Below are 23,094 nucleotides of genomic sequence, written 5' to 3'. Positions count from 1 at the left end.
GCACCCGCCCCATGGAGCACCGGGACGATCCGACTGCCGGCCCCGCGGACACGTCTGCCGGCATCCGCTTCGACACCGTCGAGCAGGCCCTCGGCGCGCTCCGCGCAGGCCACATGGTGATCGTCGTCGACGACGAGGCCCGGGAGAACGAGGGGGACCTCATTTTCCCGGCACAGACGGCCACCGCCGAGCAACTGGCCTTCGCCGTCCGCCACTCAACGGGAATCATCTGCGTGCCCACGACGGCGGAGGAGCTCGAACGCCTGGACATCCCCATGATGACTGAGCGCAATACCGACCCCAAGCGAACGGCCTTCACGCTGAGCGCAGACGCCCGCAACGGGGTTACGACCGGCGTGAGCGCCGCCGACCGGGCACGCACCATCCGCGTCCTGGCAGACCCGGACTCCGTACCGACCGACCTCGTCCACCCCGGCCACGTCTTCCCGCTGCGCGCCCGCCGGGGAGGGATTCTTGCGCGCCGCGGGCACACCGAGGCCGCCATCGACCTCATGCGCCTGTCCGGTCACCGCCCGGTCGGGGTCCTCGTCGAGGTCGTCAACGACGACGGAACCATGGCGCGCCGCCACGAGCTGCGTCAGTTGGCCGACGCGCATTCCATACCCATGATCTCGGTAGGCGAGCTCGAACACTTCCGGTGGCTGCACGAGGAGCTCGTCGAGGAGGTCGTCACGGCGCACCTGCCCACCGCCCACGGAGAGTTCACCGCTCACGCCCTGCGCAGCCGGGTCGACGGCGCCGAGTACCTCGCGCTCGTGTGCGGCAGCATCGGCGACGGCGAGGACGTCCTCACCAGGGTGCACTCCGCCTGCCTGACCGGCGACGTCCTCTCCTCCCTGCGCTGCGACTGCGGACCGCAGCTGCGCGCCGCCATGGAGACGATCAGCGCCCGCGGACGCGGCGTGCTCGTCTATGCCTCCGATCATGAGGGGCGCGGCATCGGGCTCATCGACAAGCTGCGCGCCTACGCGCTCCAGGAGGAGGGCATGGACACCCTCGACGCCAACGTCGCACTGGGGCTGCCGGCCGATGCGCGCAGCTATGCCACCGCCGCCCAGGTGCTGAGGTTCCTCGGCGTGCGCTCGGTCGAGCTCATGACGAACAACCCGGACAAGGTCGCGGGCCTGGAGCGCTACGGGGTGAGCGTGTCCGCCCGGCGGGCGACGCCGACCTTCGCCAACGGGGAGAACCTCACCTACCTGCGCACCAAACGTGATCGCATGGGGCACCTGTTCACGGGGCTCGACGCCGGCGGGACACCTCCCCCGTCGGCTGCCCTGCCCTCCGAGGAGACGGCCTCCAGTGACCGACCGGCACTGAACGACAGCGGCGACCGCACCGGCGACAGCATCAACGAGACCGAAGGAGCAGCACGATGAGTGGAACCGGGGCACCGGAGCAGAGTGCACCGCGCGCGCAGGGCATGAAGGTGACGGTTGTCGCCGCCCAGTGGCATGAACAGGTCATGGACGGTCTGCTCGCGGGGGCCCTGCGCGCTATCGAGGACGCCGGAGCGCGGGCGAACGTTGTGCGGGCCGTCGGCTCCTTCGAGTTGCCGATCCTCGCCGCCGCCGCGGCGCGAGGCGGGGCCGATGCCGTCGTGGCGCTGGGTGTGGTCATCCGCGGCGGCACTCCGCACTTCGACTACGTGTGCCGAGCCGCCACCGACGGGCTGAGCAGGGTCGCCCTCGACACGGGGGTGCCGGTGGGTTTCGGCCTGCTCACCTGCGACGACGAGGCCCAGGCGCTCGCCCGCTGCGGTGGCCCCGGCTCCGACGAGGACAAGGGTTACGAGGCGGCGTGCGCGGCAATGCGCACCGCGCTGACTCTGGCCGCCATCGCGCAGTCCTGAGCGGCGGGCGGCCAAGCACCCGGCGGTAGGTCCGGCGCTAGGAGGAGCGCCCCGGCACTCTTCCGCGGCGGGCGTCGCAGATGGTGATAACGGCCCGCTCGACGGCGTAGACGGGGTCGCGGGAGGCGCCCTTGACCTCGGCGTCGGCGCGGGCTACCGCCTGGATCGCCACGGCGAGGGCGTCGTCGGACCAGCCGGCCAGCTCGCGGCGGGCGCGGTCTGCCTGCCACGGCGCCATGCCCAGGTCGCGAGCGGTCATGCCACGGCGACCACCCATGGCGGCGACCCGGGCGAGTTGGCGGATCTTCATGGCCAGGGCGGCGACGATGGGCACCGGGTCGGTGCCGGTGGCCAGGGCGTGCCGCAGGGCGGTGACGGCCTGGGCGACGTTCCCCGCCGCGGCGGCGTCGGCGACGGTGAAGCCGGTGGCCTCGAAGCGACCGGCGTAGTAGGTGTTGACGATGTCAACGGTGATGGTGCCCTGCGTGTCGGATATGAGTTGCTCGGCGGCCGCACACAGTTCCCGCAGGTCGTTTCCGAGCGCGTCAACCAGCGCCCCGACGGCGTCGGGCTCCATGCGGCGCCCGGCCCGCCGTACGTCCGCGCTCACCAGGGCGGCCTTGTCCTTGGGAGACTTCACGGCCTGGATCGTGCAGACCGGGTAGGGGGACTTGGCGAGCGCGTCCAGTAGCCTCTTGCCGCGCTGGCCGCCGTTGTGCCGCAGGATCACGGTGACATCCGGGGCGGGCGCGGGCACGTAGGCGAGCAGGTCCGTCAGCAGCGCGTCGGTCATCTGCTCCAGGGCGGGTATGAGCACGAGCTTGGGCTCGCCGAACAGGGATGGCGACACCAGCGTGTCCAGCTGGTGGGCCTCGTAGGTGGCGGCCTGGACGATGGTGACCTCGGTGGCCGGGTCCCGTCGGCGCGCCTGGGCCTGGAGCCGCGATACGGCCCGGTCGGCGAGCAGCTCCTCCCCCGCCCGGATCAGCACGATCGGCGCGAGCTCGACCTCGTCCCAGGCGGGTCCGGCGGGGGCGCGGCGGCCGCCGCGGGAGGTTCGGGAGGTTGCCATGGCTCATAGCCTGCCACGGCGGCCGGGGGTATGTGCGCGCCGCCGGCCACGCCGATACAGGGCCGCGATCGCCGCCGCCTCTATGCCGGCCAGCAACAGCGCCCCGCCCAACTGCCCCGGCCAGGCGAGGGCAGCGCCCGGAAGGCGGGCGCACACCCGGGCCACCAGCGCCAGCCAGGCGCAAGAGGCCGTAGCCGGCCACGCGATCACCGCTGCGGCCTGCGGCCACCACGGCGCCACCAGGGCGGCGAGGATGCCGCAGACGGTGGCTACGGGCACGGGCGGGGCGGCGAGCACATTGGCCGCCACCGACCAGATGCCGACGCTCGGACGCAGGAGCACCAGCACCGGGGCGCAGGCGAGTTGTGCGACCACCGGCAGCGCCAGGCCGGCGGCCAGCGGGCGCGGCAGGCGGCGGGACAGGGCGGCGGTCAGCGGGGCGGCGCCGAGCAGGATGCCGGCGGTGGCCAGCACGGACAGGGCGAAGCCGTAGTCGCGGGCCTGCCACGGGTCGACCAGTAGCAGGACGATCACCCCGGTGCACAGGGCGGGCAGAGAGGCGGAGCGTCTTCCCGCAGCCACGCCCAGCAGCATGACCGCGCCCATGGTGGCCGCCCGCAGCACGGAGCCGTCCGGACGCACCAGCACCACCAGCCCGGCCAGGACCAGGGCGCCGACGCCGGCACGCGCCCACCGGGGCAGGATGCCCAGTCCGGTCAGCGCCAGGCCCAGGACGATGGCTACGTGCTCACCGGAGACCGCCGTCAAGTGGGTCATGGACACGGTGCGCATGTCCTCGCGCACCTCGGTGGGCAGCGCGTGGTCGTCCCCGAGGGCGACGCCGGGCACGAGGGCGCGGGCGCCGGGCGGCCAGGTCATCCGGGTCCCGCTCCCGGGTTTCGTCCGGGCGGGCTCCGGCCCGACGGCGGTGATGAGCCCGTCACGCAGGGAGGCGACGGTGCCGAGCACCCCGGTGGCGGGGCCGGTGGTGGTCATTGTGGCGTTGGTGGCGATAATGGCGGCCTCGGCGCCGCCGGGGTCCGCGGGGCGCAGCCGCGCCTGTACGCGCACCGGTGCGCCCATGGGCACCTTCAACCAGTCGGCGTCTCCCAGGACGGTTGCCGTAAGGCGAGAGGGGGCGCCGTCGACGGTGTCGACGGCGAGCGTGGTCAAGACGGTCGTCCAGCGTGCGGTGGCGGTGGCGCGCGGTGTGCGGGTGACCGTGCCGGTCAGGATGACGGTGCGCTCCTGCGCGGCGGCAAGGGTGAGTGGATCGCGGCTGCGAGCCCAGGAGCCGGCCGCGGTGGCCGCGAGCACCGCTGCGACCGCCAGTACCAGTACGAGCAGTGAGGCGGAGACCGATCCGATCGCGGAGCCGTCGGGGGCGTTGGCGCCGGGCCTGGGGTCGTGGCGGTGCCGGGGAGGACGGAAACGGGCACCGGCCACGCCCAGGGGGATTGCTGCCAGCATGGCACCGGCCGCACCGACCGCCGCAGGTAGCCAGGGCTGTTCTCCGCCGAGGCCGATCGCCCAGAAGGCGCCGGCCCAGGCACCGACCGCGGCGGGGGCCAGCCGCAGGTCGAGTGGCGGTGGGGCACTGTCGCTGATGGCGCGCCGCGCACGCCGGTTCGGGGACAGGCGGCGCAGGGTGGCGGGATCGTCCCAGGGGGCGGTCTCGGTGCGGTGGGCGCGGTGCCGACGCGCACCGACCGCCCTGGCACTCATGCGATCGCTGTTCATACGGTCGCCTCGTCTCGGAGTGCCTCGAGCTTGGCGGCGCCGATGCCGGAGACGTCGGTGAGTTCGTCGACGGCGGTGAAGGGGCCGTGTTCGGTGCGGTAGTCGACGATGCGCTGGGCCAGGGCGGGTCCGATGCCGGTCAGGCCTTCCAGTTCGGCGGCGGTGGCGGTGTTGATGTTGACGCGGCCGCCGGTGGCTTCGGCGCCGCCGTCATTCCCCGCGGCGCTCGTTCCCGCCGCGGTGGCGTCGTCCAGGTTCCAGTTTGAGGCGTCCTCTCCCTGGTGCGGCACACGCACCTGCTCGCCGTCGGAGAGGATGCGGGCGAGGTTGAGCTGGTCGGTGTCCGCGTCGGGCAGGGCACCGTCCGCGGCGGCGATCGCGTCGACGACGCGGGCACCCGCCGGCAGCACGACCACGCCGGGGCTGGTGACGGCGCCGGCGACGTGCACCACCACCTCCTCACCCGCCTCAGCGCCGGCCGGTGCGACGGTTCCCAGTGGATCGGTAGCCGGGACGGTCGCCGCGGGGGCAGCCGAAGTGGTGGCGGCATCGCGGCTGTGGGGCTTGGGGGCGACCATCACCGTGCGCAGGGCGAGAACGAGTGCCAGTGTCACCAGGGCGATGCCGATGCCGATGGCGGCCCTGGGGGCGAGGGCGAGTCGCCGCGGGCGTCGCACCGGTTCGATCGGGTCGGTGGAGCAGGCGATGCGCACGAAGTCCGTCAGGGGGCGTTTGCCCACCCGGTCCGCCACCCGTTTGCCGCTCATGCGCCGACGGTAGGGCGACTGGGGTCGCCCCGTCTTTGGGACTGTGGATGGCGTCGGCGGTGGGTGCGGCGAACGGTGCCTGTGGACACTGGCGGCGCGTGTACTAGCGCGGCGGCTCCAGGTGCGGGGCGACGACGATGCCCAGGGCGCCGGGGCCCAGGTGGACGCGGCTGGCCGGGTCGGCGGGTGAACGCATGATGGACTCGACGACGGCTCCGGCCTCGACCATGGCATCTGCCAGATCGTTCTCCAGGGCGCGTCCGTCGGCCGGATCGTCGCCGTAGTGAACGGCCAGTCGCACCGGCGCGGCGGGTGGCCGCGGGCCGGTCAGGGCGGTTCCACCCGCCGCGCGCACGGCCTGCGCGATCAGGTGGCGGCGGGCGCGGGCGGCACCACGGACTGTCTCGACTACGCCGATTCCCTCCGGCCCGGTGGTCAGGATGGGGCGAATGCCCAGGGTTCCGCCGACGAAGGCGGTGCCACGGTTGAGCCTGCCGCCGCGCCGCAGGTGGTTCAGGTCCTGAACCAGGAAGAACAGCCTGGAGCGGGCCGTCGACTCGCGGGCGCGGGCGGCACCGCGGCGGGCGTCGTCGGCCTCGGCGGCGGCCAGGGCGGCCAGTCCCAGTGCGCCGCCCGAGGCCCCGGAGTCCAGGACCGTGACCGGTATCCCCTGTGTGGCCAGTTCGCGCGCCGCCGTTCGGGCGTTGTCGACCGTTCCCGACAGGGCGGCCGTGACATGCACCGCGAGCACCTCGTCGCCGCGCCGCGCGGCCAGGCGGTAGGCGTCAATGAGTTCGGCGACCGTTGGGCGCGCCGTCGTCGCCGCGCCGTCGTCCGCCTCCACGGTATGCAGGGGAACGACGACGATGCCGCGCGCATCCGCGAGCGCGGCGGGCAGACAGGCTGCCGAGTCGGTGACCACCGTGAGCGACATGCTCGAAGCGTAAGCCTCCGACGCCGATCCCCTGTAAACCGGCGCTTCCGGTTTGCGGATACAGCGAGCCACGGACCGCCGTCCGCCATCCCGTAATCCTGGAGAGTCTGTTAACCCGCCGGGCCGTTTCACACCCGGGGCACCCTGGCCGCGAGGAGAGCGAGGGCGCTCAGGCAGGAGGGTTCGTCGAGCCGACGCCACTGGTAACCACCGGTGTCGGACGAGGTCGGGGCCAGCGGCGCCAGTTCCTCCGCGAGCGCCACATCCGCCACCACCCCGTAGTGGTAGAAGTCGATGGTGTTGCCGCACGAGTCCTCGGCACGTTACTTCAACCGACCTCGCATTGGAATTGCACGGCCGCATACGATGCGGGCATGACGAGTCCCACACCCGACCCAGCCGAGATCGCCCGCCTCAAGGCCGAGGCGGCGCAAGCGGCCGCGGACGCCGCCGCGGCGAAGGCGGCCGCCGCACAGGCAGCGTTGGAGGCTGCGCTGGCCGCTCAGACCGAGCCCGCCGTCGAGTCCTCGCCTCAACCGCTCGATGCGCCGACTCAGATGGAGGCTCGCACGCCCGGCTCGGCGGATCCGGCCGCCACGGCGCCGGCGGCTCCCGCAGCAACGGAGCCGCAGGACGCCCCGGCGGTGGAGTCGGAAGCAGCCTCCGGCTACGCCGCCCGCGTGCGGGACGGATACGCCTTCGCCGGCCCCGTACTGCCGGTGGGTACCTACCTGGACTACCCCACCGAAGACGAGCCGCACCCGGCCGGGACGAAGACGTCGGAGCCGATCCCGGTGCCCGGGGTGAACGTGGGCATCCCGCTCGGTCTGCTCAACCGTCACGCCCTGGTCGCCGGCGCCACCGGTACCGGCAAGACGCGTACCCTGCAACTGTTGGCGGAAGGACTGTCCACCGCCGGCGTGCCCGTGTTCCTGTCCGATGTGAAGGGGGACCTGACGGGTTTGGCGGAGGCCGGCGCCGCCTCCGACAAGCTCGCGGCTCGCAACGCCGCCACCGGGCAGGCGTGGGAGGGGCGGGCCTTCCCGCTGGAATTGTTCACCCTCGGGGATTCGGAGGGGACGGCGGCGCAGCCGACCACCGCAGCGGGCGCCTCCACCGGGACCCCCATCCGCACCACGGTGACGGCCTTCGGGCCGGTGCTGCTCTCCCGCGTTCTCGGGCTTAACGACACGCAGACCTCCGCGCTGGAACTGGTGTTCCACTGGGCGGACGCGCAGGGGTTGGCGCTGATAGACCTGAAGGACCTGCGCAGCGTGGTCGACTACTTAACCGGCACCGAGCCCGGTAAGCAGGAGTTGCGCGGCATCGGCGGGGTGTCCAGCGCGACGGCGGGGGTGATCCTGCGGCAGGTCTCCGCCTTGGAGGCGGCCGGCGGCTCGGTCTTCTTCGGGGAGCCGGCCCTGGACGTGCACGACCTGCTGCGGACCGCCGCCGACGGCCGCGGCGTCATCTCTTCCCTGGAACTGGCGGACATCCAGTCCCAGGGGACGTTGTTTTCCACCTTCCTGATGTGGCTGCTGGGCGAGCTGTTCGAGGTGCTGCCGGAGGTCGGCGACCCGGACAAGCCGGCGCTGGTGTTCTTCTTCGACGAGGCGCACCTGCTGTTCGACGGTGCCAGCAAGGCCTTCCTGGAGGCGGTCACGCGCACGGTGAGACTCATTCGCTCCAAGGGAGTCGGCATCGTGTTCATCACCCAGTCCCCCACGGACGTGCCCGAGGCCGTGCTGGCCCAGCTGGGCAGCCGCATCCAGCACGCGCTGCGCGCCCATACGCCGGCCGACGCCGCCAAGCTGAAGCAGGCGGTATCCACCTTCCCGGTCTCCCCACTGGACCTGACTCGAGTGCTCACCGGCCTGGGTACGGGCCAGGCGGTGGTATCGGTGCTGGATGAGAAGGGCCGTCCCGCGCCGGTGGCGCCCGTCGTCGTGAACACTCCGGCCGCGGTAATGGGTCCGGCACAGTCGGCCACGATCCGGTCGGTGCTCTCGGCCTCGCCACTCATGCCCAGGTACGCCACCGCGGTGGACAACGAGTCCGCCTACGAGCTGCTGGCCAAGCGCACCGAGGAGGAGACGACCCGCGCCGAGACGGCCCGCGCCGCGGCCGAGGCCCAGGCCGCGGCGGAGAAGGCCGCACAGGAGGCGGCTAAGGCACAGGCGAAGGCCGAGGCCCAGGCCGCCCGGGAGGCCCAGCGCACCGCCGAGCGGCTGCAGCGTGAGGCGGAGAAGGCGGCCGAGCGCGAGCAGCGGGCCCGGGAGCGGGCCGCCGAGCGGCGTCAGCGCGAGGTGGAGAAGCTGATCGGCTCCGCCGGCCGCCAGATCACCCGTTCCATCCTCGGCAACATCCTGCGCGGCCGCTGACCCCAGCGCGTATCGCGTCGACGCACCTGACCCACCTACACCATCTGTACTAGTATTAGCAGTACAGATCAGTTCGTCGTGCCCTCACCGGGAGTTCGCAGCATGGACCTGGAAATCGACCCCCTGTCCCCCACCCCGATCTACCAGCAGATCCGCGACCGGATCGTGGAAGGAATTGCGCGCGGCGAGCTGCCGCCCGGCCAGCGTTTGCCCTCCGTGCGCGCCCTCGCCGGAGCCTTCGCCATCAACCCGGCCACCGTCTCCAAGGCCTACGATCTTCTGCGCGCCGAGGGCTTGGTTGTCACCAACGCCAAGTCCGGCACCGTCATCGCTCCTGCGGGTGACTGGACCGAGGCCGCCGCGTGGCAGTCGCGGCTGCGCACGCTACTGGCCGAGGCCCGCGCACACGGCCTGGCCGAGAAGCAGATCCTCGACGCCGCCGCCCACCAGCTCGACACGCTCTCACCGGTGGGGAGCGAACGCTAATGCTGGCCTACACCGTAAGCATGAGCTTGACCGCCGTCGTGCTGGGCCTGGCGTTCTGGGCGACTCCGGCCATCTCCCGGGACACGCTCCCACTGGGCGTGTCGGTACCCGCCGACCACGTCAACGCACCGGTCGTGCGTCGCGCCATTCGCGCATGGCACAGATGCTGCCTATTCGGCGCCGCCGTCGCGGTGGCGGCGATTGCGCTGCTGCACTTAAGCGGCATCTCCGCCAGCCGCCCGGGCCTGCCCGTGATCGTCATGTTGGCGCAGTTGGGCGCGGGTTTCGCGTCCTGGACGGTCGTGCGCCTGCCCATCATCGAGGCCAAACGGCAGGAGGGCTGGTACGAGGACCGGCGGGTGCGAAAGCTGGCCCCGATCGGCACCCCCGAGGAATCCGGCGGCGCAATGCCCTGGTACGTCGCCTCGGTGCTCCTACTGTTGGTCGCCGCGGTCTTCGTGCTGCTGCGCTACGACACGCTGCCCGACCCACTGCCGATCCACTGGGGAGCCGACGGCACCGTCGACGGCTGGGCGCGGCGCAGTCCCCTGCAGGTGCTACTGCCTGCGGCCATCGGCCTCGGTCTGGTCGCCGTGGTGGCGCTGTGCACCAGAATCGTCCGCCGCAGATTGCTCGCGAGCATCCCCGTCGACGGCGACCGGAGCCGAACTCGGCGGCTCACCCTCGCCCAGGCGCACCTGATCGACCGGGTGATGGGACCGCTGGCCCTGGCCACGGGCGTCTCCTTCGCCGGCATCCTGGTGTTGCCGCTTGCGAAATCACCGGCCGCCGCGCGCTGGTGGCTGGCTATCACGGTGACGGTCACCTGCCTGCTGATCATGTGGATGATCGCCGACTTGATCCGACTCTCCCGGCGGTTCACACGCCGGCTCACACCCGTGGATGCCGACTCCCCCGACGACGACGAGCTGTGGCTCGGCGGGTTGTTCTACGTCAACCGCGCGGACCCCTCGCTGCTGGTGCCCAAACGCGCCGGCGTCGGCGTCGACCTGAACTACGGGCACCCGGTCGGGCGGGCGCTCGCAGTCTTCATACTGATCAACCTGGTGGTCGTCATCGGCGTGTGCATCCTGCTGTGACCGGCTGATAGCCAACCGCCGAGACCACCACACGCGCCCGGTGGGGCGCCGCCCCCTCACTCGGGGACGACGCTCACCAGCTTGGGGGCGCGCACGATCACCTTGCGCACGCCGCGGCCGTCTAGAGCGCGGACCACGCCGGGGGCGGCCAGGGCCAGCTTCTCCAGCTCGGCGGCGTCGATGTCGGGGTCGACCTCCAGGCGGTCGCGGACCTTGCCCTTGACCTGCACCACGCAGGTGACCTTCTCGGCCGCCAACAGCGTCTCGTCGGTGACCACCGGGAAGGGCTCGTGGGCGAGCGAGCGGGTGTGCCCGAGCCGCTGCCAGATCTCCTCGCAGATGTGCGGGGCGACGGGCGCGGCCATGAGCACCAGGGTCTCCACGGCCTCGCGCGGCACGGTCTTCAAACCGGTGAGGTGGTTGTTGAGTACGATCAGCTTGGCGATCGCCGTGTTCAGGCGCATGCCCTCATAGTCATCGCGCACGCCCACGATGGTGCGGGCGACCAGGCGCCGGGTGGCCTCATCGGCGGGAGCGTCGGACACCGTCACCTCGCCGCTGGTCTCGTCGACGACGTTGCGCCACAGCCGCTGCAGGAAGCGCTGGGCGCCGGCGACGGCGCGGGTGTCCCAGGGGCGGTCCTGGTCGAGCGGGCCCATGCTCATCTCGTAGACGCGGAAGGTGTCGGCGCCGTAGGCGTCGTACATGTCATCGGGGGTGACGATGTTCTTCAAGGACTTGCCCATCTTGCCGTACTCGCGGCTCACGGGCTGCCCCTGCCAGGTGAAGACGGGCTTGCCGGCCTCGTCCTGGGTCTCCTCGACCTCGTCGGCGGGCACGTACTGTCCCCGGGCGTCGGTGTAGGCGTAGGCCTGCACGTAGCCCTGGTTGAACAGCTTGTGGTACGGCTCGGAGGAGGACACGACCCCCAGGTCGAAGAGCACCTTGTGCCAGAAGCGGGAGTAGAGCAGGTGCAGGACGGCGTGCTCGACGCCGCCGACGTACAGGTCGGTGCCGCCGGAGGTATTGCCGGCCTCGGGGTGGGGCCCCATCCAGTAGGCCTCGTTGGTGGGATCGACCAGGTGCTCGGCGTCGGTGGGGTCGATGTAGCGCAGCTCGTACCAGCAGGAGCCGGCCCACTGGGGCATGGTGTTGGTCTCGCGCCGGTAGGTCTTGAGCCCGTCACCGAGGTCGAGCTCGACCTCCACCCACTCGCTCGCCTTGCCCAGCGGCGCCTCCGGGGAGGAGATGGCGTCGTCGGGGTCGTAGGTGCGCGGGGAGTAGTCGCTGACCTCGGGCAACTCCACCGGAAGCATGGACTCCGGCAGGGCGTGGGGGCGACCGTCCTCGTCCCAGACGATCGGGAAGGGCTCGCCCCAGTAGCGCTGGCGGGAGAACAGCCAGTCGCGCAGTCGGTAGGTGACGGCGCCGTGCCCGTAGCCCTTGGACTCCAGCCAGGCGGTCATGGCGGCCTTGGCCTCGTCCTTGCCCATGCCGTTGAGGTCGATCTCGGCGTTCGCGGAGTTGATGATCTGCCCGTCGCCGGTCCAGGCGGCCTCGTCCAGGGAGAATCCCTCCGGTGGGGCGATGGTGGCGATGATGTCGAGGTCGTAGGCGCGGGCGAAGTCCCAGTCGCGCTGGTCGCCGGAGGGGACGGCCATGATGGCACCGGTGCCGTAACCCATGAGCACGTAGTCCGCGACGAAGACGGGCACCTGTGCGCCGTTGACGGGGTTGGTACCGAACAGCCCCGTGAAGACGCCGGTCTTGGTGCGCTCGGTGTCGGTACGCTCGGCCTCCGTGGCCTGGGCGGCGCGGGCCCGGTAGGCGGCCACCGCCTCCGCCGGGGTGGCGTAACCGCCGGTCCAGGCGTCACGGGTGCCCTCGGGCCAGGCCTGCGGCACGGTCAGGGCGGCGGCATCCTGCTCCGGGCTGGCGCCGGACAGGCCGCCCAGCAGCGGGTGCTCGGGGGCGACCACCATGAAGGTGGCGCCGAACAGGGTGTCGGGGCGCGTGGTGTAGACGGTCAGCTCGTTCTGGCTGGCGCCGACGGCGTCGGCCTCGGGCAGGGCGAAGGTCACCTCGGCGCCCTCGGAGCGGCCGATCCAGTTGCGCTGCATGGTCTTGACCTTCTCGGGCCAGTCCACCGTGTCCAGGTCCTCGGCCAGCCGGTCGCCGTAGGCGGTGATGCGCATCATCCACTGGCGCAGGTTTCGCTTGAATACGGGGTAGTTGCCGCGCTCGGAGCGGCCCTCACTGGTGACCTCCTCGTTGGCCAGGACGGTTCCGAGTCCGGGGCACCAGTTGACCGGGGCTGAGGAGACGTAGGCGAGCCGGTGGGAGTCGACGATGTCGGCCTGCTCCCCCGGCGTCAGCTCCGCCCAGGGGCGCCCGTCGGGGGTGGGGATCTGCCCGGAGGCGAGCTTCTCGATCAGTTCACTCACGGGGCGGGCGGCGCCGGTGCCGCGGCCGTCGCGGCGGGGGGCGTCCGGGTCGAACCAGGAGTTGTACACCTGCAGGAAGATCCACTGGGTCCAGCGCACGTAGTCAACGTCGATGGTGGCCAGCGAACGGCGCGGATCGTGGGACAGGCCGAGCCGGCGCAGCTGCCGGCGCATATTGGCGATATTGGCCTCGGTGGAGATGCGCGGATGCTGTCCGGTGGCGACGGCGTACTGCTCGGCGGGCAGGCCGAAGGCGTCGTACCCCATGGTGTACAGGACGTTCTTGCCGGTCATGCGGGTGAAGCGAGCCACGACGTCGGTGGCGATGTAGCCCAGCGGGTGCCCCACGTGCAGGCCCTTACCGGAGGGGTAGGGGAACATGTCCAGCAGGAAGAACTTCTCCTTGGCGGCGTCGGGGCCGGCCAGGGCGCCGACGGGGTTGTCGGCGTTGAAGGTCCCCTCGCGCTCCCACCGGTCCTGCCAGGCGGTCTCCAGGCGTCCGGCCAGGTCGGCCGTGTACCGGTATGGCGTGGGGTTGTCGGTGGTCTGCTGCGCCCGGCTGTTCTCCGTCATCGCGGGAGTGCTCCCTTAGGTCGTGTGGATGGGGCGGGGCCGCTGCGCCGTCGGCGGGCAGGCCGAACGGCGCGCGGCCCCGTTGCTGCGGGCCAGCCTATCCCCCACCCGGCCCGGCGCCGGTGCCGGTCCGATTGGTGGAGCCGCGACGCCGGTCACGTCCGGGCCGGTCCGACGCGCGCGCAGGTTCGGAGGGACCTCAGGCCAGGGCCGGGGAGCCCAGGGCAGCGGGTACGTTCCCGCCCCAGCCGTCTTCGCGCAGGCCCGCGCGCAGGCGCTCCATGGCGGCGTCGAGTTCGGCGGCGGGCACGTCGTGCCGGGCGGCTGCCGGCGCCACATCCGCCTCGGCGCGGATGGGCAGCACGTGCAGGTGCAGGTGGTCCACCTCGTAGCCCACCACCATGACGGCGGCGCGCGCGGCGTCGAACACGCGCGTCTGGGCGCGGCCGATGCGCTTGGCGACGATGGCCAGGTGGGCGATGAGCTCGTCGGAGGCGTCCACGTAGGAGACGACCTGCTGCCGGGGCACGACCAGGACGTGCCCGTCGGTGTGCGGGGCGATGGTGGCGAAGGCGACGCAGAGCTCGTCGGCCCAGACGAAGCGCCCGGGCAGCTCGCCGCCAATGATCTTGGTGAACACGGATGGTGCGGGGCTGGTTGTGTCGGTCACAGACCCAGCGTAGATGATTGTGGCCGTGTCTCCGCCGGCTCCGAGGGTGCCAGCACCCACAGGCTCCCCGCCGGGACGACGGCGTCGACCGGGTCCGCCGCCGTGTCGCCCTCGGGCCGCACCGCGCGCACGCTGCTGGTGGGCCGCCCGTCCTCGGAGCCATCACGCCCGAAGACGACGATGCGGGTGTCCAGCCCGATGCCGGCGCGGGTCAGCTGCTTCAGGAGGGCCGGGTCGTCCCGGATGCGGCCCACCACTCCGGACTGCCCGATTTGGAGGGTTTCGAGGGCACACAGGGCGGGGACGACGACGCTGCCGTCCGCCGCCGGGATGGGGTCGCCATGCGGGTCCCGGGCCGGATGCCCCAGGGCGGCGTCGAGGGCGGACAGCAGCCGGTCGGAGACCGCGTGCTCGAGCACCTCCGCCTCGGCGTGGACCTCATCCCACTCAAAACCGAGCGCCGCCACCAGGTAGGTCTCCAGCAGGCGGTGCCGACGCACCATTGCCCGTGCCAGGCGCCGCCCGCGGTCGGACAGGGTGACGGCCCGGTAGGGGGCGTGTTCGAGCAGTCCCGCCTCCACCAGGCGGGCCACATTCTCCGAGGCGGTCGACGGCGCCACCCCCATGCGCCGGGCCAGGCCGGTGATGGAGGCGCCCTTGCCGCCCCATTCGCTGGCCGCCCATACGGCCTTGAGGTAGTCCTGGGTGACGGCCGAACTGTCGACCGGGGTCTGGGCGGCCGCCGTCACCGGAGCATCGCCACCCAGCCGTCCCAGAACGCCACCAGCACGATGACGGCGATGACGGCGTACATGGCCCCGGCGATCCACCAGCGCCCGGCCAGCAGCCGACGAGAGGCGGCGGGAGGCAGCCCCAAGTGCCCGCCCGCGGCGGCGCGCCCCCACGTGTTGGTGGCGATCGGTATGGTCACCAGCCAGATCAGGGTGCAGAACGGGCAGAGCTTGCCGAAGGTGAGCACCGATGTGACCAGGAACCAGGCCACGAAGCCGATACCGCAGACGGTGCCGGCCACCAGGCCCCACCAGACCCAGCGGGGCAGCCGCACCCCCGCGGCGAGCAACATCCCAATCAGCGTCAGCACGGCGAAGGCCATGCCGCCGACGAAGGCGTTGGGCACGCCCAGCAGATTGCCCTGCCACGCATTCAAGGAGTCCCCGCAGGAGACCAGCGGGCTGACGTCGCAGACGAGGGTGGCGTCGGGGTCGCGCAACTGGCTGATCTGGCTGGCAATCAGTTCCCAGCAGGCGCCGATGCCGATCAGGGAGCCGATCACGAGCAGTACGGCGTAGGAGCGGGGGGCGCCGGTGGCGGTGGCGTCGGTTTCGGGCCCGCCGGCGTTCACGTCCGGGGCGGTCGCGCCAACCGCGAGGCTGGATTCACCGGCCAGATAGGCGTCCAGCTCCTCCTCACTCATCGCGTCGATCATCGCGTCGACCTCGGCCTGTGTGGGCACGTGTGTCATCGCCGGATCTCCTCAGCCTCTCCCGGGGACATGGGCGCGCCCCGGCCGCTCCGGGACGCGCGCCCCAATTGTGCCTCACGGCCGTCTTGGCGCGAATCGGCGTTGATCACGTCGGCAGGGGCCGCCCGCCTGCGCGGCCTAGTCGGCTGCGCTGTCTCCGCCGTGCGCGGCCTCCGTGTTCTGCTCGACCGTATCGTCCGTCTTCTGCGCAGCCTGGTCGTCGGCCTCCTGCGCGGCGGGCACCGCCTCCCAGGCGCCCACGGTCACCGAGGCGTCCGGGTGCAGGGTCACGGTGCGCCAGGCGAGCAGGTCGCCGTCGGCGTTGAAGGACAGCAGGTGCAGGTAGGCGTCGTCGGTGACCTCACCGATGGAGGTACCGCCCTTGCCGGCGCCGGAGACCAGCTGGGTGACGGCGAGTTTTCCGCCGTCGGTGGTGGTCACGCCCCGTTCCTGGTGAACGTGGCCAGCGAGCAGCAGCGGGGTACAGCCATCCGCGATCAGCGGATCGAAAGTGTAGGGCTGGTGAATGAGCACCACGTCGGCCCGGTTGCCCGCCTGCTCCGCCTGGCAGGAGACCTCGGCCAGGCGAGCGCCCAGCCCGGCTGCATCCTCGCTCCCGCGGGGGACGGTGCCACTGGCGGACGTGCGGTCGGGGTCGACGTCGCCGAGTACGTTCAGCCCGGCCACCTCCCGCACGGTGCCGTCGGTGACGGTCCACCCCTGGGCGCGCAGTCGCTCGGCGGTGGATTCGGAGTCGTGATTGCCGATGGTGGCTACCCGGGCGACGCCGGCGGGGACCGCGTTGGACAGGGCGTCCACGCAGATCGACTCGGGCTGACTGCCGGTCATCGTCAGGTCGCCGTCATCCATGTGGATGTCGGCGCCCGCGAGCTCGTCCAGCACGCCGGTGAAGGCGATGACGTCAAGGTTGCAGTGCAGGTCGGTGGATAGCACCGCGGTGGTGGTCTCCCCCTGGTCGACCGCCCAGCTGCCCGTGACCGGGGTGGTTGGGGCCGCGGTGGGCCTGGCCTCGGGGGTGGCCGTCGGCAGCGGGGCGATCTCGGGAGTGGCTACCGCCATCGGCGTGGTACCGCGGGCGGAAGCCGCCCGGAAGGCCTCCGCCACAGCGTCCTCATCCACCGCGCCGTCGACCGCGGTGACGTCGACGGCGCCGTCGACCGCGGCGGAGGCCTGCCACGCCACCCGCAGGTTTTGCTCGGCGGCCGTGTAGAAGGCGGTGTTCTCCTCCAGGAAGGCGGAAACGCGCGGACCATATGCCTGCACGATGTCGGCGACCCGTCCGGACAGACGCGCGTCTTGAACAGGCGTGCCCGCAAGTACTTCCAGCCGGGCGCCCGGCTGCGGGCCACTGCGCACGGCCGGGACGACGACGGCGATCGCGACCGCGGCGGCGGACGCGAACGCCAGGACCTTGGCGTTGCGGGGTAGGCGGCGTGGACTGCGGCGAGGCGGTCGCGGTCCGGCCAGGCGTCCGACCGTAACCAGACTCAGCAGTACCGACTCGACCAGGCCGGCGCGCCGCAGGGCGTCGTCGGCCAGGGCCCGCAGGCCGCGCTCGATCGTCAGTTCGGGGTGGGCAACCAGGGCGACGTAGGCGGCTCCGTCGGAGCTGAGCGCCTGGCCGAGGGTGTCGGGGGAGACGGCGTCGGGATCGGGCTCTCCCGGGATCTCGCCGACGACCACCTCGACACCGAGCAAGCCGGCAGGCGAGTCCAGCACCACCGAGCCGAGTGGACCGAGGTCGACGGTGAGTGTGGAGTCCAGAGTGACCGACCACTCGGCCTCGTGCGGTCCCAGGGGTGAGGACGCGGTCGCGGTGGACACACCAATCGCCAACGACGCCAGGGTGCTCAGGAGCAGCAGCAGGGCAGTGCGCACGCCCTTGCGGAACCGGGCCGTACGGGATCGCCACCAGCGGCGAGGGCCGTCATGCAGCTGGCCGAGCCGTCCGGTGAGAACGCCGCGGGTGTCCCGCCGAGCCTTAGGCACGCCGGTCAGCTCCGCTCCCCCGCCGTTAGGCGCGCGGCCAGGTCCGCGACGAATGTGGCCGTGTCCTCCCAGGTGTCCACCGCCTGGCAGGGCACGCCCAGCGCTTTGACCGGGTAGTCGTTGCCTTCGGGGTCCAGCCGGTCACCCACGAACAGCATCTGCTTCAAGGGGATGCCGGTGACCTCGGCGAGCCGGTTCATGCCGTAGGCCTTGTCGATGCCCTTGCGGGTGATGTCCACGCTGGTGGAGCCGCCGGAACGGACCTCCAGGTCTGGTAGGAGGGCGGCGACGGCGTCACGCAGGCGGCCCTTCTTCTCCCCCGTGGGGTCCCAAGCCTGTTTGGCGTCCAACGGCGCCTCCTGTCCCAGGGCGGAGAAGGTGATCTGACTGCCGCGGTCCTCCAGGGCCGGTCCCCAGGTGTGCTCCTCCCACAGCCCCAGACGGCGGGCCTCCGCCTCGACGACGGTGCACGCCTGCTCAACCTGGGCGGGCGTGAGGTCGTTGGCGTAGACCAGCGTCCAGTCGCCGTCATCGGGATTGTGCATGTAGTAGCGGGTGCCGCAGGTGGGCATGAGGTGGAGCCGACCCAGCTCGTCGTCGCTGGCGTTCAGACGGGCGAGTACCTGCTCACGGAACTGCCCGATCTGACCACCGGAGATGATGCACACTGGCACGACGTCCAGCAGGGCACGCAGCGCAGTGGCCATGGGCTCGGGCATCGGCGACTTGGAGGGGGCGAGCGTCCCGTCCAGGTCGAAGGCGACCAGCCGGGGTGCAGCGGGTGTGTCGGCGGCGGCGGGCCGCAGCGGAGTCGAGCGCATGGGGTGCATTGTGGCGCACGTTTGCGCTGCTACGAAACCAGGTCCGGGCGCGGGAGTGTCCCGTATCCTCACCGATCGTCCTGCGGGTGCTTGAGGTGCTCGTGGGCGGCAGCCAGCGCGGCCTCCCGGGCCTCAACGTCCTCACGGCGTCCGCGCACGACCAGGGCCGTCACGGAGACGGCCAGACCGCCCCAGATGATCACGATGGCGACGAGCATTACGGCGATTGCCGGTCCGGTCATCTCACTTCACCTCCTCAAGCACATCCAGGTTAAGAGGCGCGTAGTCGTCTACCGGCGTGCGCCAGGGCATGCGTGTGAACACAATCGTGGCGACTACGACGAGGAAGATCACGCCCCATCCGAACACACCCTGCAGACCGGCGGAATACGCGTCATAGCCGTTGGTCGCATAGGACCAGACGTTCTGGACGAACATGTAGCCCAGGAGCAGCGGGGCGATTACCGCCACCAGGCCACGCCACCAGCCGCCAATGATGCGGGTGTCGGAGACCAGGTTGAGATGACGCTGCAGCTCCTTCAGCCGACGCAGCACCAGGCCGAGGCCGACGCACATGACAATGGCGGAGCCGACCACGCCGATGTAGTTGATGTAGGCGTCGACGATATCCAGATCCCACAGTCCCGAACCGGTGCTGAACAGGATGAATGACAGCGCGGCACTGGGCAGTCCGGCCGCCAGCGTGGCCTTGCCGTTGGACAGGCCGAGCTTCTCACCGATGGCGGGAGCGACCACCTGCAGGATGGAGATGAAGGAGGTCAGCCCCGCCATTGAGAAGGAGGCGAAGAACAGGACACCGAACAAGGCACCGCCCGGCATCTGCGAGATGACGGTCGGGAAGGTGATGAAGGCAAGCCCGACGCCCTGGATGCCCTCAAGATCGGCCACCGACACGCCCTCGACATGGGCCATGAACCCCAGCGTGGCGAACACGCCAATACCGGCGAGGATCTCGAAGGAGGAGTTGGCGAAGGCGGCGGTGAAGCCGGTACCCACCAGGTTGGAACGGCGCTTGAGGTAGGAGGCGTAGGTGAGCATGATGCCGAAGCCGATGGACAGGGAGAAGAAGATCTGTCCGAAGGCGGCCACCCACACGGTGTAATCAGTCAGCCGACTCCAGTCGGGGGTGAACAGAGTGTTCAGGCCGTCCGTAGCTCCGGGCAGCAAGATGGCCCGGATCACCAGGATGACGAACATGACTACCAGTACGGGCAGGAATACCCGGTTGGCGCGCTCCACGCCGCGAGATATGCCACGGGCCACGACGAAGATGCCGAAGGCCCACACCAGCGCCAGCGGGATGGCGACCCCCAGGATCGGAACCGGCGAGTACGCCGGGGTGGAAGGGTCGGCCAGACTGGTCTGGCCGATGTAGTCGCTGAAGAAGCCTGCGGCGTCGTCGCCCCAGGCGGTGGTGAAGGAGAACACCGTGTAGCGCAGCGCCCAGGCTACGATCACGGCGTAATAGGTCATGATGATAAAACAGATGAACACCTGCCACCAGCCGAGCCACTCGAACCGCTTGGATACCCGGCGGAAGACGGCCGGAGCAGAACCGCGGAAACGGTGTCCGAGCGCGTAGTCGAGGAAGAGCACGGGCAGGCCGGTGATCAACAGGGCGATGATGTAGGGGATCATGAAAGCGCCACCGCCATTGGTGTAGGCGGTGCCGGGGAAGCGCCAGATGTTGCCCAGACCGATCGCGGATCCGATGGCAGCCAAGAGGAATCCGAGTTGTCCGCTCCACTGCTCGCGTGCGGGCATCTGTACGGCGGTTGAGGATCCGGGGCTGGATGGCATTAAGAACCTTCCGGGTTGTGGGTAACCGGCAAGCCGGCCGCCGGTGCCGAAGGCACAGGCCTAGAATCGCTAGGACGATAGTCGCAGATGGAGCACCTGCCTATGGCGTCCCGCCATCCGGACAGGAGCCTTAGATGGCACGACTTGGGTATCTCCACCCCCGAGCTGGCACGGCATGTGCGAGACTGGCCTGTCGCACTCGCAGCACTGCTCGGCACCGCCGGAGCTGCTGACAGCGCAACGTTGACGGACAACTGAAAGGACAACCATGGCCACGCCTCACATTGCCGCCGAGCCCGGCGACTTCGCCCCTGCGGTGCTGATGCCCGGAGATCCGCGCCGCGCCCAGCGCATCGCGGAGGGACTGTTGGATGATGCCCGCCTGGTTACGGATGTGCGTGGCATGCTCGGTTTCACCGGCACCGTAGACGGCAAGCCGCTGTCGGTGATGGGGTCGGGCATGGGGCAGCCGTCCTTCTCCATTTACGCTACTGAACTGTTCAGCCAGTATGGGGTTGAGCGAATCATTCGCGTGGGCACGGCCGGTGGCATCGGCAAGCAGGTGCATGTGGGTGATGTTGTGATTGCCACCGGAGCCCACACCGATTCGGCGATGAACCAGCTGCGCATCCCCGGCGTGAACTTCTCGGCCGTCGCCGACTTCCGCCTAGCCATGGCCGCCTATCGCGCGGGCGTCGAGGCCGGCATGGGCGAGCGGCTGCACACCGGCACGATCATCTCCCGCGATCACTTCTACTTCACGCCCGAGGGGCAAACGGAGCGTCTGTCCGCCTACGGGACCCTGTGCGTTGAGATGGAGGCGGCAGCCCTGTACGGGGTGGCGGCCGAGTTCGGCAAGCAGGCGTTGGCGGTGCTGACTATCTCCGACCACCTGCTGGACCACTCCGGTGACATGACCGCAGCCGAACGAGAGACCCGCTTCCAGGACTCGCTCCAGCTCGCGGTCGCCGCTGCCCTGAGCTGATTCCAAACCATCGCCGTCGAGCTGCTGGTGCATGACGCCAGGCGACGACGCGTGGCGGGCCGAGCACCCATTTACGGTGCTCGGCCCGCCACTTGCGTATGTGTCGGTATATACGCCGCACCGTTCAGCGAGGATCGGCTCCGGCGTCTCCTGCAGCGGCCACTGCCAACGCGGTTGCTACCGCCGCACGGGCGTTGCCGCCGGGCGTGGGCAGCAGGAGGATTCCCATACGCCCCACCACGCGTCGCATGCCTGCGCCCATATGCTCGGCAATGATCGTGTCGACGCGATGCTCGTTAAGGAAGCGGACAATGCGGGCGTGATGTGAGCCCTCGGTGCCGGCGTCATGGGCGACGTCCCAGCCGACAGGGTACTCCTGCCAGCGAGTGATCACCCCATCCGAGACGTTTACCACCGCGACGCGTGGTGCACGGCCGAAGCGCGGCTCCACCTGACCGTCTGTCGTCACGGGGATGAGGACCGTGGACACGGGCCCGATCATCGGCTCAGTGAATGAATCGCTCATGGCAGCAGCGTAAGCCCGTGGGCAGATACGACGAACTTGGCCACATCCGCCGACTCAGTCGTGTTGCTCTCGCGACGCCTGGTACGCAGCACCCACGATGCCCGCGGTGTTCAGCAGCTGCGCCGGAACGATGGGAGTCTTCAGGTCGAGTCTGGGCAGGAACTTCTCGTGTTTCTTTGACACGCCTCCACCAACGACGAACAGGTCCGGTGAGAACAGCATCTCCACGTGGGAGTAGTACCGCTGCAGCCGCTTGGCCCACTTCTTCCACGACAGGTCCTGAAGCTCCTTCTGCCCCGAGGAGGCGCGCTTCTCAGCGTCATAGCCGTCGATCTCGAGGTGGCCGAGCTCAGTGTTCGGCACCAGGGTGCCGTCGACGATGATGGCGGAGCCGATGCCGGTACCTAGCGTGGTCACGATGACCGTTCCGGCGACGCCCTTGGCGGCCCCGAAGGCGACCTCGGCCAGGCCGGCGGCGTCTGCGTCGTTCAGTGCGGTCACGGGGCGCCCAAGGTGCTGCAGCATCAGCTCGTTGAGGTTCACTCCCGCCCACGAGTCGTCGAGGTTCGCAATGAAGGGGATTGTGCCGTGCACGATAGGCGCCGGGAAGGCGATACCTACCGGTACGTGCTCGCTGATGCCGAGGCCGTCAAGTAGCTGCTTACAAACCTCCGCCACGGCATCCGGTGTAGACGGCTGTGGCGTCTCGATCCGAATGCGGTCACCAATGAACTCACCGGTGTCGAGATCCACACGCGCACCCTTGATACCTGAACCGCCGATATCAATCCCGCACGCAACCGAAGTCATCGCAGCCTCCTCCAATTCCGCCTGCTGCCTGTACCGCGAGGATATCGGAGTCGGACGGCCGTTGGTGCCCGTTTTGGGCGACGTCTTCCGGCCGCGTGTGTTCGTGGTGTCGTTCGGACGCCCAGAGGTCCGTCTGTGGGTGTGGCGTGTGGACGGCCGTGTGCGGGCCCTGGCGTGTGCGGGCCCTGTGTGGGTTGTGTTGTGTTGTGCGTGTGGTGTGTGCCCCCCGGGCCGGGGCCCCGGGGTGTGGTTGTGGGTGTGGGTTCGTGAGCGTGCCGGCAGTGTCCTACTCTCCCACCCGCCTTCCGGGGGCAGTACCATCGGCGCTGGGGGGCTTGGCTTCCGGGTTCGGAAAGGAAAGACCGGGCATGACCCACCCCGCTATGACCACCGGCACACACACCAACCCACACCCACCCAGAAACAACCAGGCCAGGCGGGCGCTCGCGCACGCACCACACACCCTGTTCACATATCAGCACCCGCCCGGGGGTGGGTTGCCTGTGAACCGTACAGCGGACGCAAAAAACAAACCAAGTGATTGAAAGAACTACTCAACTCATGTTGTTTGCCGGTTGAACACTGCTGCTTGTGGAAG

The 23,094-nt window shown here is 70.4% G+C and carries 20 protein-coding genes and 1 rRNA gene; 6 read left to right on the top strand and 15 right to left on the bottom strand.

All coding sequences use genetic code 11. The features are described 5' to 3' along the window. The first annotated feature begins 11 nt into the window (after window positions 1-11). Together ACGLYG10_RS03885 and ribH are read left to right on the top strand one after the other, a co-directional pair. Window positions 12-1,400, top strand: a complete 1,389-nt coding sequence (locus ACGLYG10_RS03885; protein WP_073328095.1) for a bifunctional 3,4-dihydroxy-2-butanone-4-phosphate synthase/GTP cyclohydrolase II — start codon at window positions 12-14, stop codon at window positions 1,398-1,400. Further along, complete coding sequence (ribH, locus tag ACGLYG10_RS03880; RefSeq protein WP_073328078.1) at window positions 1,397-1,873, top strand: 6,7-dimethyl-8-ribityllumazine synthase; 477 nt, start codon at window positions 1,397-1,399, stop codon at window positions 1,871-1,873. The genes ACGLYG10_RS03885 and ribH overlap by 4 nt, the downstream gene beginning before the upstream one ends. Window positions 1,874-1,910: 37 nt before the next feature. On the opposite strand, the gene holA is transcribed toward ribH, so the two are convergent. From holA to ACGLYG10_RS03860, 4 genes are all read right to left on the bottom strand, one after another. Beyond that, window positions 1,911-2,945 carry a DNA polymerase III subunit delta gene (gene holA, locus ACGLYG10_RS03875; protein WP_073328077.1) on the bottom strand — a complete coding sequence of 345 codons (1,035 nt, stop codon included), beginning with the start codon at window positions 2,943-2,945 and terminating at the stop codon, window positions 1,911-1,913. 3 nt (window positions 2,946-2,948) lie between these two features. After that, a complete protein-coding gene (locus tag ACGLYG10_RS03870; RefSeq protein WP_244542563.1) occupies window positions 2,949-4,685 on the bottom strand; it encodes a ComEC/Rec2 family competence protein in 1,737 nt (578 codons plus the stop codon). Then, window positions 4,682-5,452 (bottom strand): helix-hairpin-helix domain-containing protein, encoded by a 771-nt coding sequence (locus ACGLYG10_RS03865; RefSeq protein WP_244542562.1) that lies wholly within the window; start codon window positions 5,450-5,452, stop codon window positions 4,682-4,684. The genes ACGLYG10_RS03870 and ACGLYG10_RS03865 overlap by 4 nt, the downstream gene beginning before the upstream one ends. A 103-nt stretch (window positions 5,453-5,555) precedes the next feature. Then, on the bottom strand, window positions 5,556-6,386 hold the full coding sequence (locus ACGLYG10_RS03860) for a DegV family protein (protein WP_073328075.1): 831 nt from the start codon (window positions 6,384-6,386) through the stop codon (window positions 5,556-5,558). Between the two features lie 374 nt (window positions 6,387-6,760). Between ACGLYG10_RS03860 and ACGLYG10_RS03855 the strand changes: the two genes are divergently transcribed. The 3 genes from ACGLYG10_RS03855 (at window position 6,761) to ACGLYG10_RS03845 (ending at window position 10,353) form a co-directional block, all read left to right on the top strand. Further along, window positions 6,761-8,767 (top strand): helicase HerA-like domain-containing protein, encoded by a 2,007-nt coding sequence (locus tag ACGLYG10_RS03855; RefSeq protein WP_073328074.1) that lies wholly within the window; start codon window positions 6,761-6,763, stop codon window positions 8,765-8,767. 102 nt (window positions 8,768-8,869) lie between these two features. Further along, the gene (locus ACGLYG10_RS03850) at window positions 8,870-9,253 is read left to right on the top strand and encodes a GntR family transcriptional regulator (RefSeq protein ID WP_073328072.1); all 384 of its coding nucleotides are present in this window, start codon (window positions 8,870-8,872) and stop codon (window positions 9,251-9,253) included. Window positions 9,254-9,273: 20 nt separating this feature from the next. Beyond that, the gene (locus ACGLYG10_RS03845) at window positions 9,274-10,353 is read left to right on the top strand and encodes a DUF1648 domain-containing protein (RefSeq protein ID WP_170866448.1); all 1,080 of its coding nucleotides are present in this window, start codon (window positions 9,274-9,276) and stop codon (window positions 10,351-10,353) included. A 56-nt stretch (window positions 10,354-10,409) separates the two neighbouring features. On the opposite strand, the gene ACGLYG10_RS03840 is transcribed toward ACGLYG10_RS03845, so the two are convergent. The 8 genes from ACGLYG10_RS03840 to ACGLYG10_RS03805 form a co-directional block, all read right to left on the bottom strand. Then, a complete protein-coding gene (locus tag ACGLYG10_RS03840) occupies window positions 10,410-13,370 on the bottom strand; it encodes a leucine--tRNA ligase (protein WP_073328070.1) in 2,961 nt (986 codons plus the stop codon). Window positions 13,371-13,569: 199 nt separating this feature from the next. Next, the gene (locus ACGLYG10_RS03835; protein WP_073328068.1) at window positions 13,570-14,040 is read right to left on the bottom strand and encodes an HIT family protein; all 471 of its coding nucleotides are present in this window, start codon (window positions 14,038-14,040) and stop codon (window positions 13,570-13,572) included. Beyond that, a complete protein-coding gene (locus ACGLYG10_RS03830) occupies window positions 14,037-14,789 on the bottom strand; it encodes a metal-dependent transcriptional regulator (protein WP_073328067.1) in 753 nt (250 codons plus the stop codon). The genes ACGLYG10_RS03835 and ACGLYG10_RS03830 overlap by 4 nt, the downstream gene beginning before the upstream one ends. After that, a complete protein-coding gene (locus ACGLYG10_RS03825) occupies window positions 14,786-15,523 on the bottom strand; it encodes a vitamin K epoxide reductase family protein (RefSeq protein WP_073328065.1) in 738 nt (245 codons plus the stop codon). Before ACGLYG10_RS03825 ends, ACGLYG10_RS03830 begins: the two co-directional genes overlap by 4 nt. Window positions 15,524-15,661: 138 nt before the next feature. Then, entirely contained in the window at window positions 15,662-17,422 is a 1,761-nt protein-coding gene (locus ACGLYG10_RS03820; RefSeq protein ID WP_244542561.1) for a metallophosphoesterase family protein, read from the bottom strand. A 116-nt stretch (window positions 17,423-17,538) separates the two neighbouring features. Next, complete coding sequence (locus ACGLYG10_RS03815; protein ID WP_073328062.1) at window positions 17,539-18,354, bottom strand: HAD-IIB family hydrolase; 816 nt, start codon at window positions 18,352-18,354, stop codon at window positions 17,539-17,541. 68 nt (window positions 18,355-18,422) lie between these two features. Then, window positions 18,423-18,596, bottom strand: a complete 174-nt coding sequence (locus ACGLYG10_RS03810) for a methionine/alanine import family NSS transporter small subunit (protein ID WP_073328060.1) — start codon at window positions 18,594-18,596, stop codon at window positions 18,423-18,425. A 1-nt stretch (window position 18,597) separates the two neighbouring features. Further along, on the bottom strand, window positions 18,598-20,175 hold the full coding sequence (locus tag ACGLYG10_RS03805; protein ID WP_073328059.1) for a sodium-dependent transporter: 1,578 nt from the start codon (window positions 20,173-20,175) through the stop codon (window positions 18,598-18,600). 268 nt (window positions 20,176-20,443) lie between these two features. Here ACGLYG10_RS03805 and deoD point away from each other — a divergent pair, with 268 nt between their 5' ends. Continuing rightward, entirely contained in the window at window positions 20,444-21,160 is a 717-nt protein-coding gene (gene deoD / locus ACGLYG10_RS03800; protein WP_073328057.1) for a purine-nucleoside phosphorylase, read from the top strand. Between the two features lie 124 nt (window positions 21,161-21,284). Here deoD and ACGLYG10_RS03795 read toward each other — a convergent pair whose 3' ends face one another. The 3 genes from ACGLYG10_RS03795 to rrf form a co-directional block, all read right to left on the bottom strand. Continuing rightward, the gene (locus ACGLYG10_RS03795) at window positions 21,285-21,686 is read right to left on the bottom strand and encodes a NifB/NifX family molybdenum-iron cluster-binding protein (RefSeq protein ID WP_211482972.1); all 402 of its coding nucleotides are present in this window, start codon (window positions 21,684-21,686) and stop codon (window positions 21,285-21,287) included. 54 nt (window positions 21,687-21,740) lie between these two features. Continuing rightward, a complete protein-coding gene (gene ppgK, locus ACGLYG10_RS03790; protein WP_073328054.1) occupies window positions 21,741-22,496 on the bottom strand; it encodes a polyphosphate--glucose phosphotransferase in 756 nt (251 codons plus the stop codon). A gap of 273 nt (window positions 22,497-22,769) precedes the next feature. Continuing rightward, a 5S ribosomal RNA gene (rrf, locus tag ACGLYG10_RS03785) occupies window positions 22,770-22,891 on the bottom strand. Window positions 22,892-23,094 lie beyond the last annotated feature (203 nt).

This window comes from Actinomyces glycerinitolerans (assembly GCF_900098745.1).
Lineage (GTDB): Bacteria > Actinomycetota > Actinomycetes > Actinomycetales > Actinomycetaceae > Actinomyces > Actinomyces glycerinitolerans.
This window is presented reverse-complemented; position numbering and strand designations above follow the sequence as displayed.

What these genes read in the sequence shown, in the direction of transcription:
- ACGLYG10_RS03805 (WP_073328059.1), bottom strand. Translation starts at nt 20,175, where the DNA reads ATGCCATCCAGCCCCGGATCCTCAACCGCCGTACAGATGCCCGCACGC.
- deoD (WP_073328057.1), top strand. Translation starts at nt 20,444, where the DNA reads ATGGCCACGCCTCACATTGCCGCCGAGCCCGGCGACTTCGCCCCTGCG.
- ACGLYG10_RS03865 (WP_244542562.1), bottom strand. Translation starts at nt 5,452, where the DNA reads ATGAGCGGCAAACGGGTGGCGGACCGGGTGGGCAAACGCCCCCTGACG.
- ACGLYG10_RS03870 (WP_244542563.1), bottom strand. Translation starts at nt 4,685, where the DNA reads ATGAACAGCGATCGCATGAGTGCCAGGGCGGTCGGTGCGCGTCGGCAC.
- ACGLYG10_RS03885 (WP_073328095.1), top strand. Translation starts at nt 12, where the DNA reads ATGGAGCACCGGGACGATCCGACTGCCGGCCCCGCGGACACGTCTGCC.
- ACGLYG10_RS03815 (WP_073328062.1), bottom strand. Translation starts at nt 18,354, where the DNA reads ATGCGCTCGACTCCGCTGCGGCCCGCCGCCGCCGACACACCCGCTGCA.
- ACGLYG10_RS03825 (WP_073328065.1), bottom strand. Translation starts at nt 15,523, where the DNA reads ATGACACACGTGCCCACACAGGCCGAGGTCGACGCGATGATCGACGCG.
- ppgK (WP_073328054.1), bottom strand. Translation starts at nt 22,496, where the DNA reads ATGACTTCGGTTGCGTGCGGGATTGATATCGGCGGTTCAGGTATCAAG.
- ACGLYG10_RS03795 (WP_211482972.1), bottom strand. Translation starts at nt 21,686, where the DNA reads ATGAGCGATTCATTCACTGAGCCGATGATCGGGCCCGTGTCCACGGTC.
- ACGLYG10_RS03860 (WP_073328075.1), bottom strand. Translation starts at nt 6,386, where the DNA reads ATGTCGCTCACGGTGGTCACCGACTCGGCAGCCTGTCTGCCCGCCGCG.
- ACGLYG10_RS03850 (WP_073328072.1), top strand. Translation starts at nt 8,870, where the DNA reads ATGGACCTGGAAATCGACCCCCTGTCCCCCACCCCGATCTACCAGCAG.
- ribH (WP_073328078.1), top strand. Translation starts at nt 1,397, where the DNA reads ATGAGTGGAACCGGGGCACCGGAGCAGAGTGCACCGCGCGCGCAGGGC.
- holA (WP_073328077.1), bottom strand. Translation starts at nt 2,945, where the DNA reads ATGGCAACCTCCCGAACCTCCCGCGGCGGCCGCCGCGCCCCCGCCGGA.
- ACGLYG10_RS03845 (WP_170866448.1), top strand. Translation starts at nt 9,274, where the DNA reads ATGAGCTTGACCGCCGTCGTGCTGGGCCTGGCGTTCTGGGCGACTCCG.
- ACGLYG10_RS03810 (WP_073328060.1), bottom strand. Translation starts at nt 18,596, where the DNA reads ATGACCGGACCGGCAATCGCCGTAATGCTCGTCGCCATCGTGATCATC.
- ACGLYG10_RS03840 (WP_073328070.1), bottom strand. Translation starts at nt 13,370, where the DNA reads ATGACGGAGAACAGCCGGGCGCAGCAGACCACCGACAACCCCACGCCA.
- ACGLYG10_RS03855 (WP_073328074.1), top strand. Translation starts at nt 6,761, where the DNA reads ATGACGAGTCCCACACCCGACCCAGCCGAGATCGCCCGCCTCAAGGCC.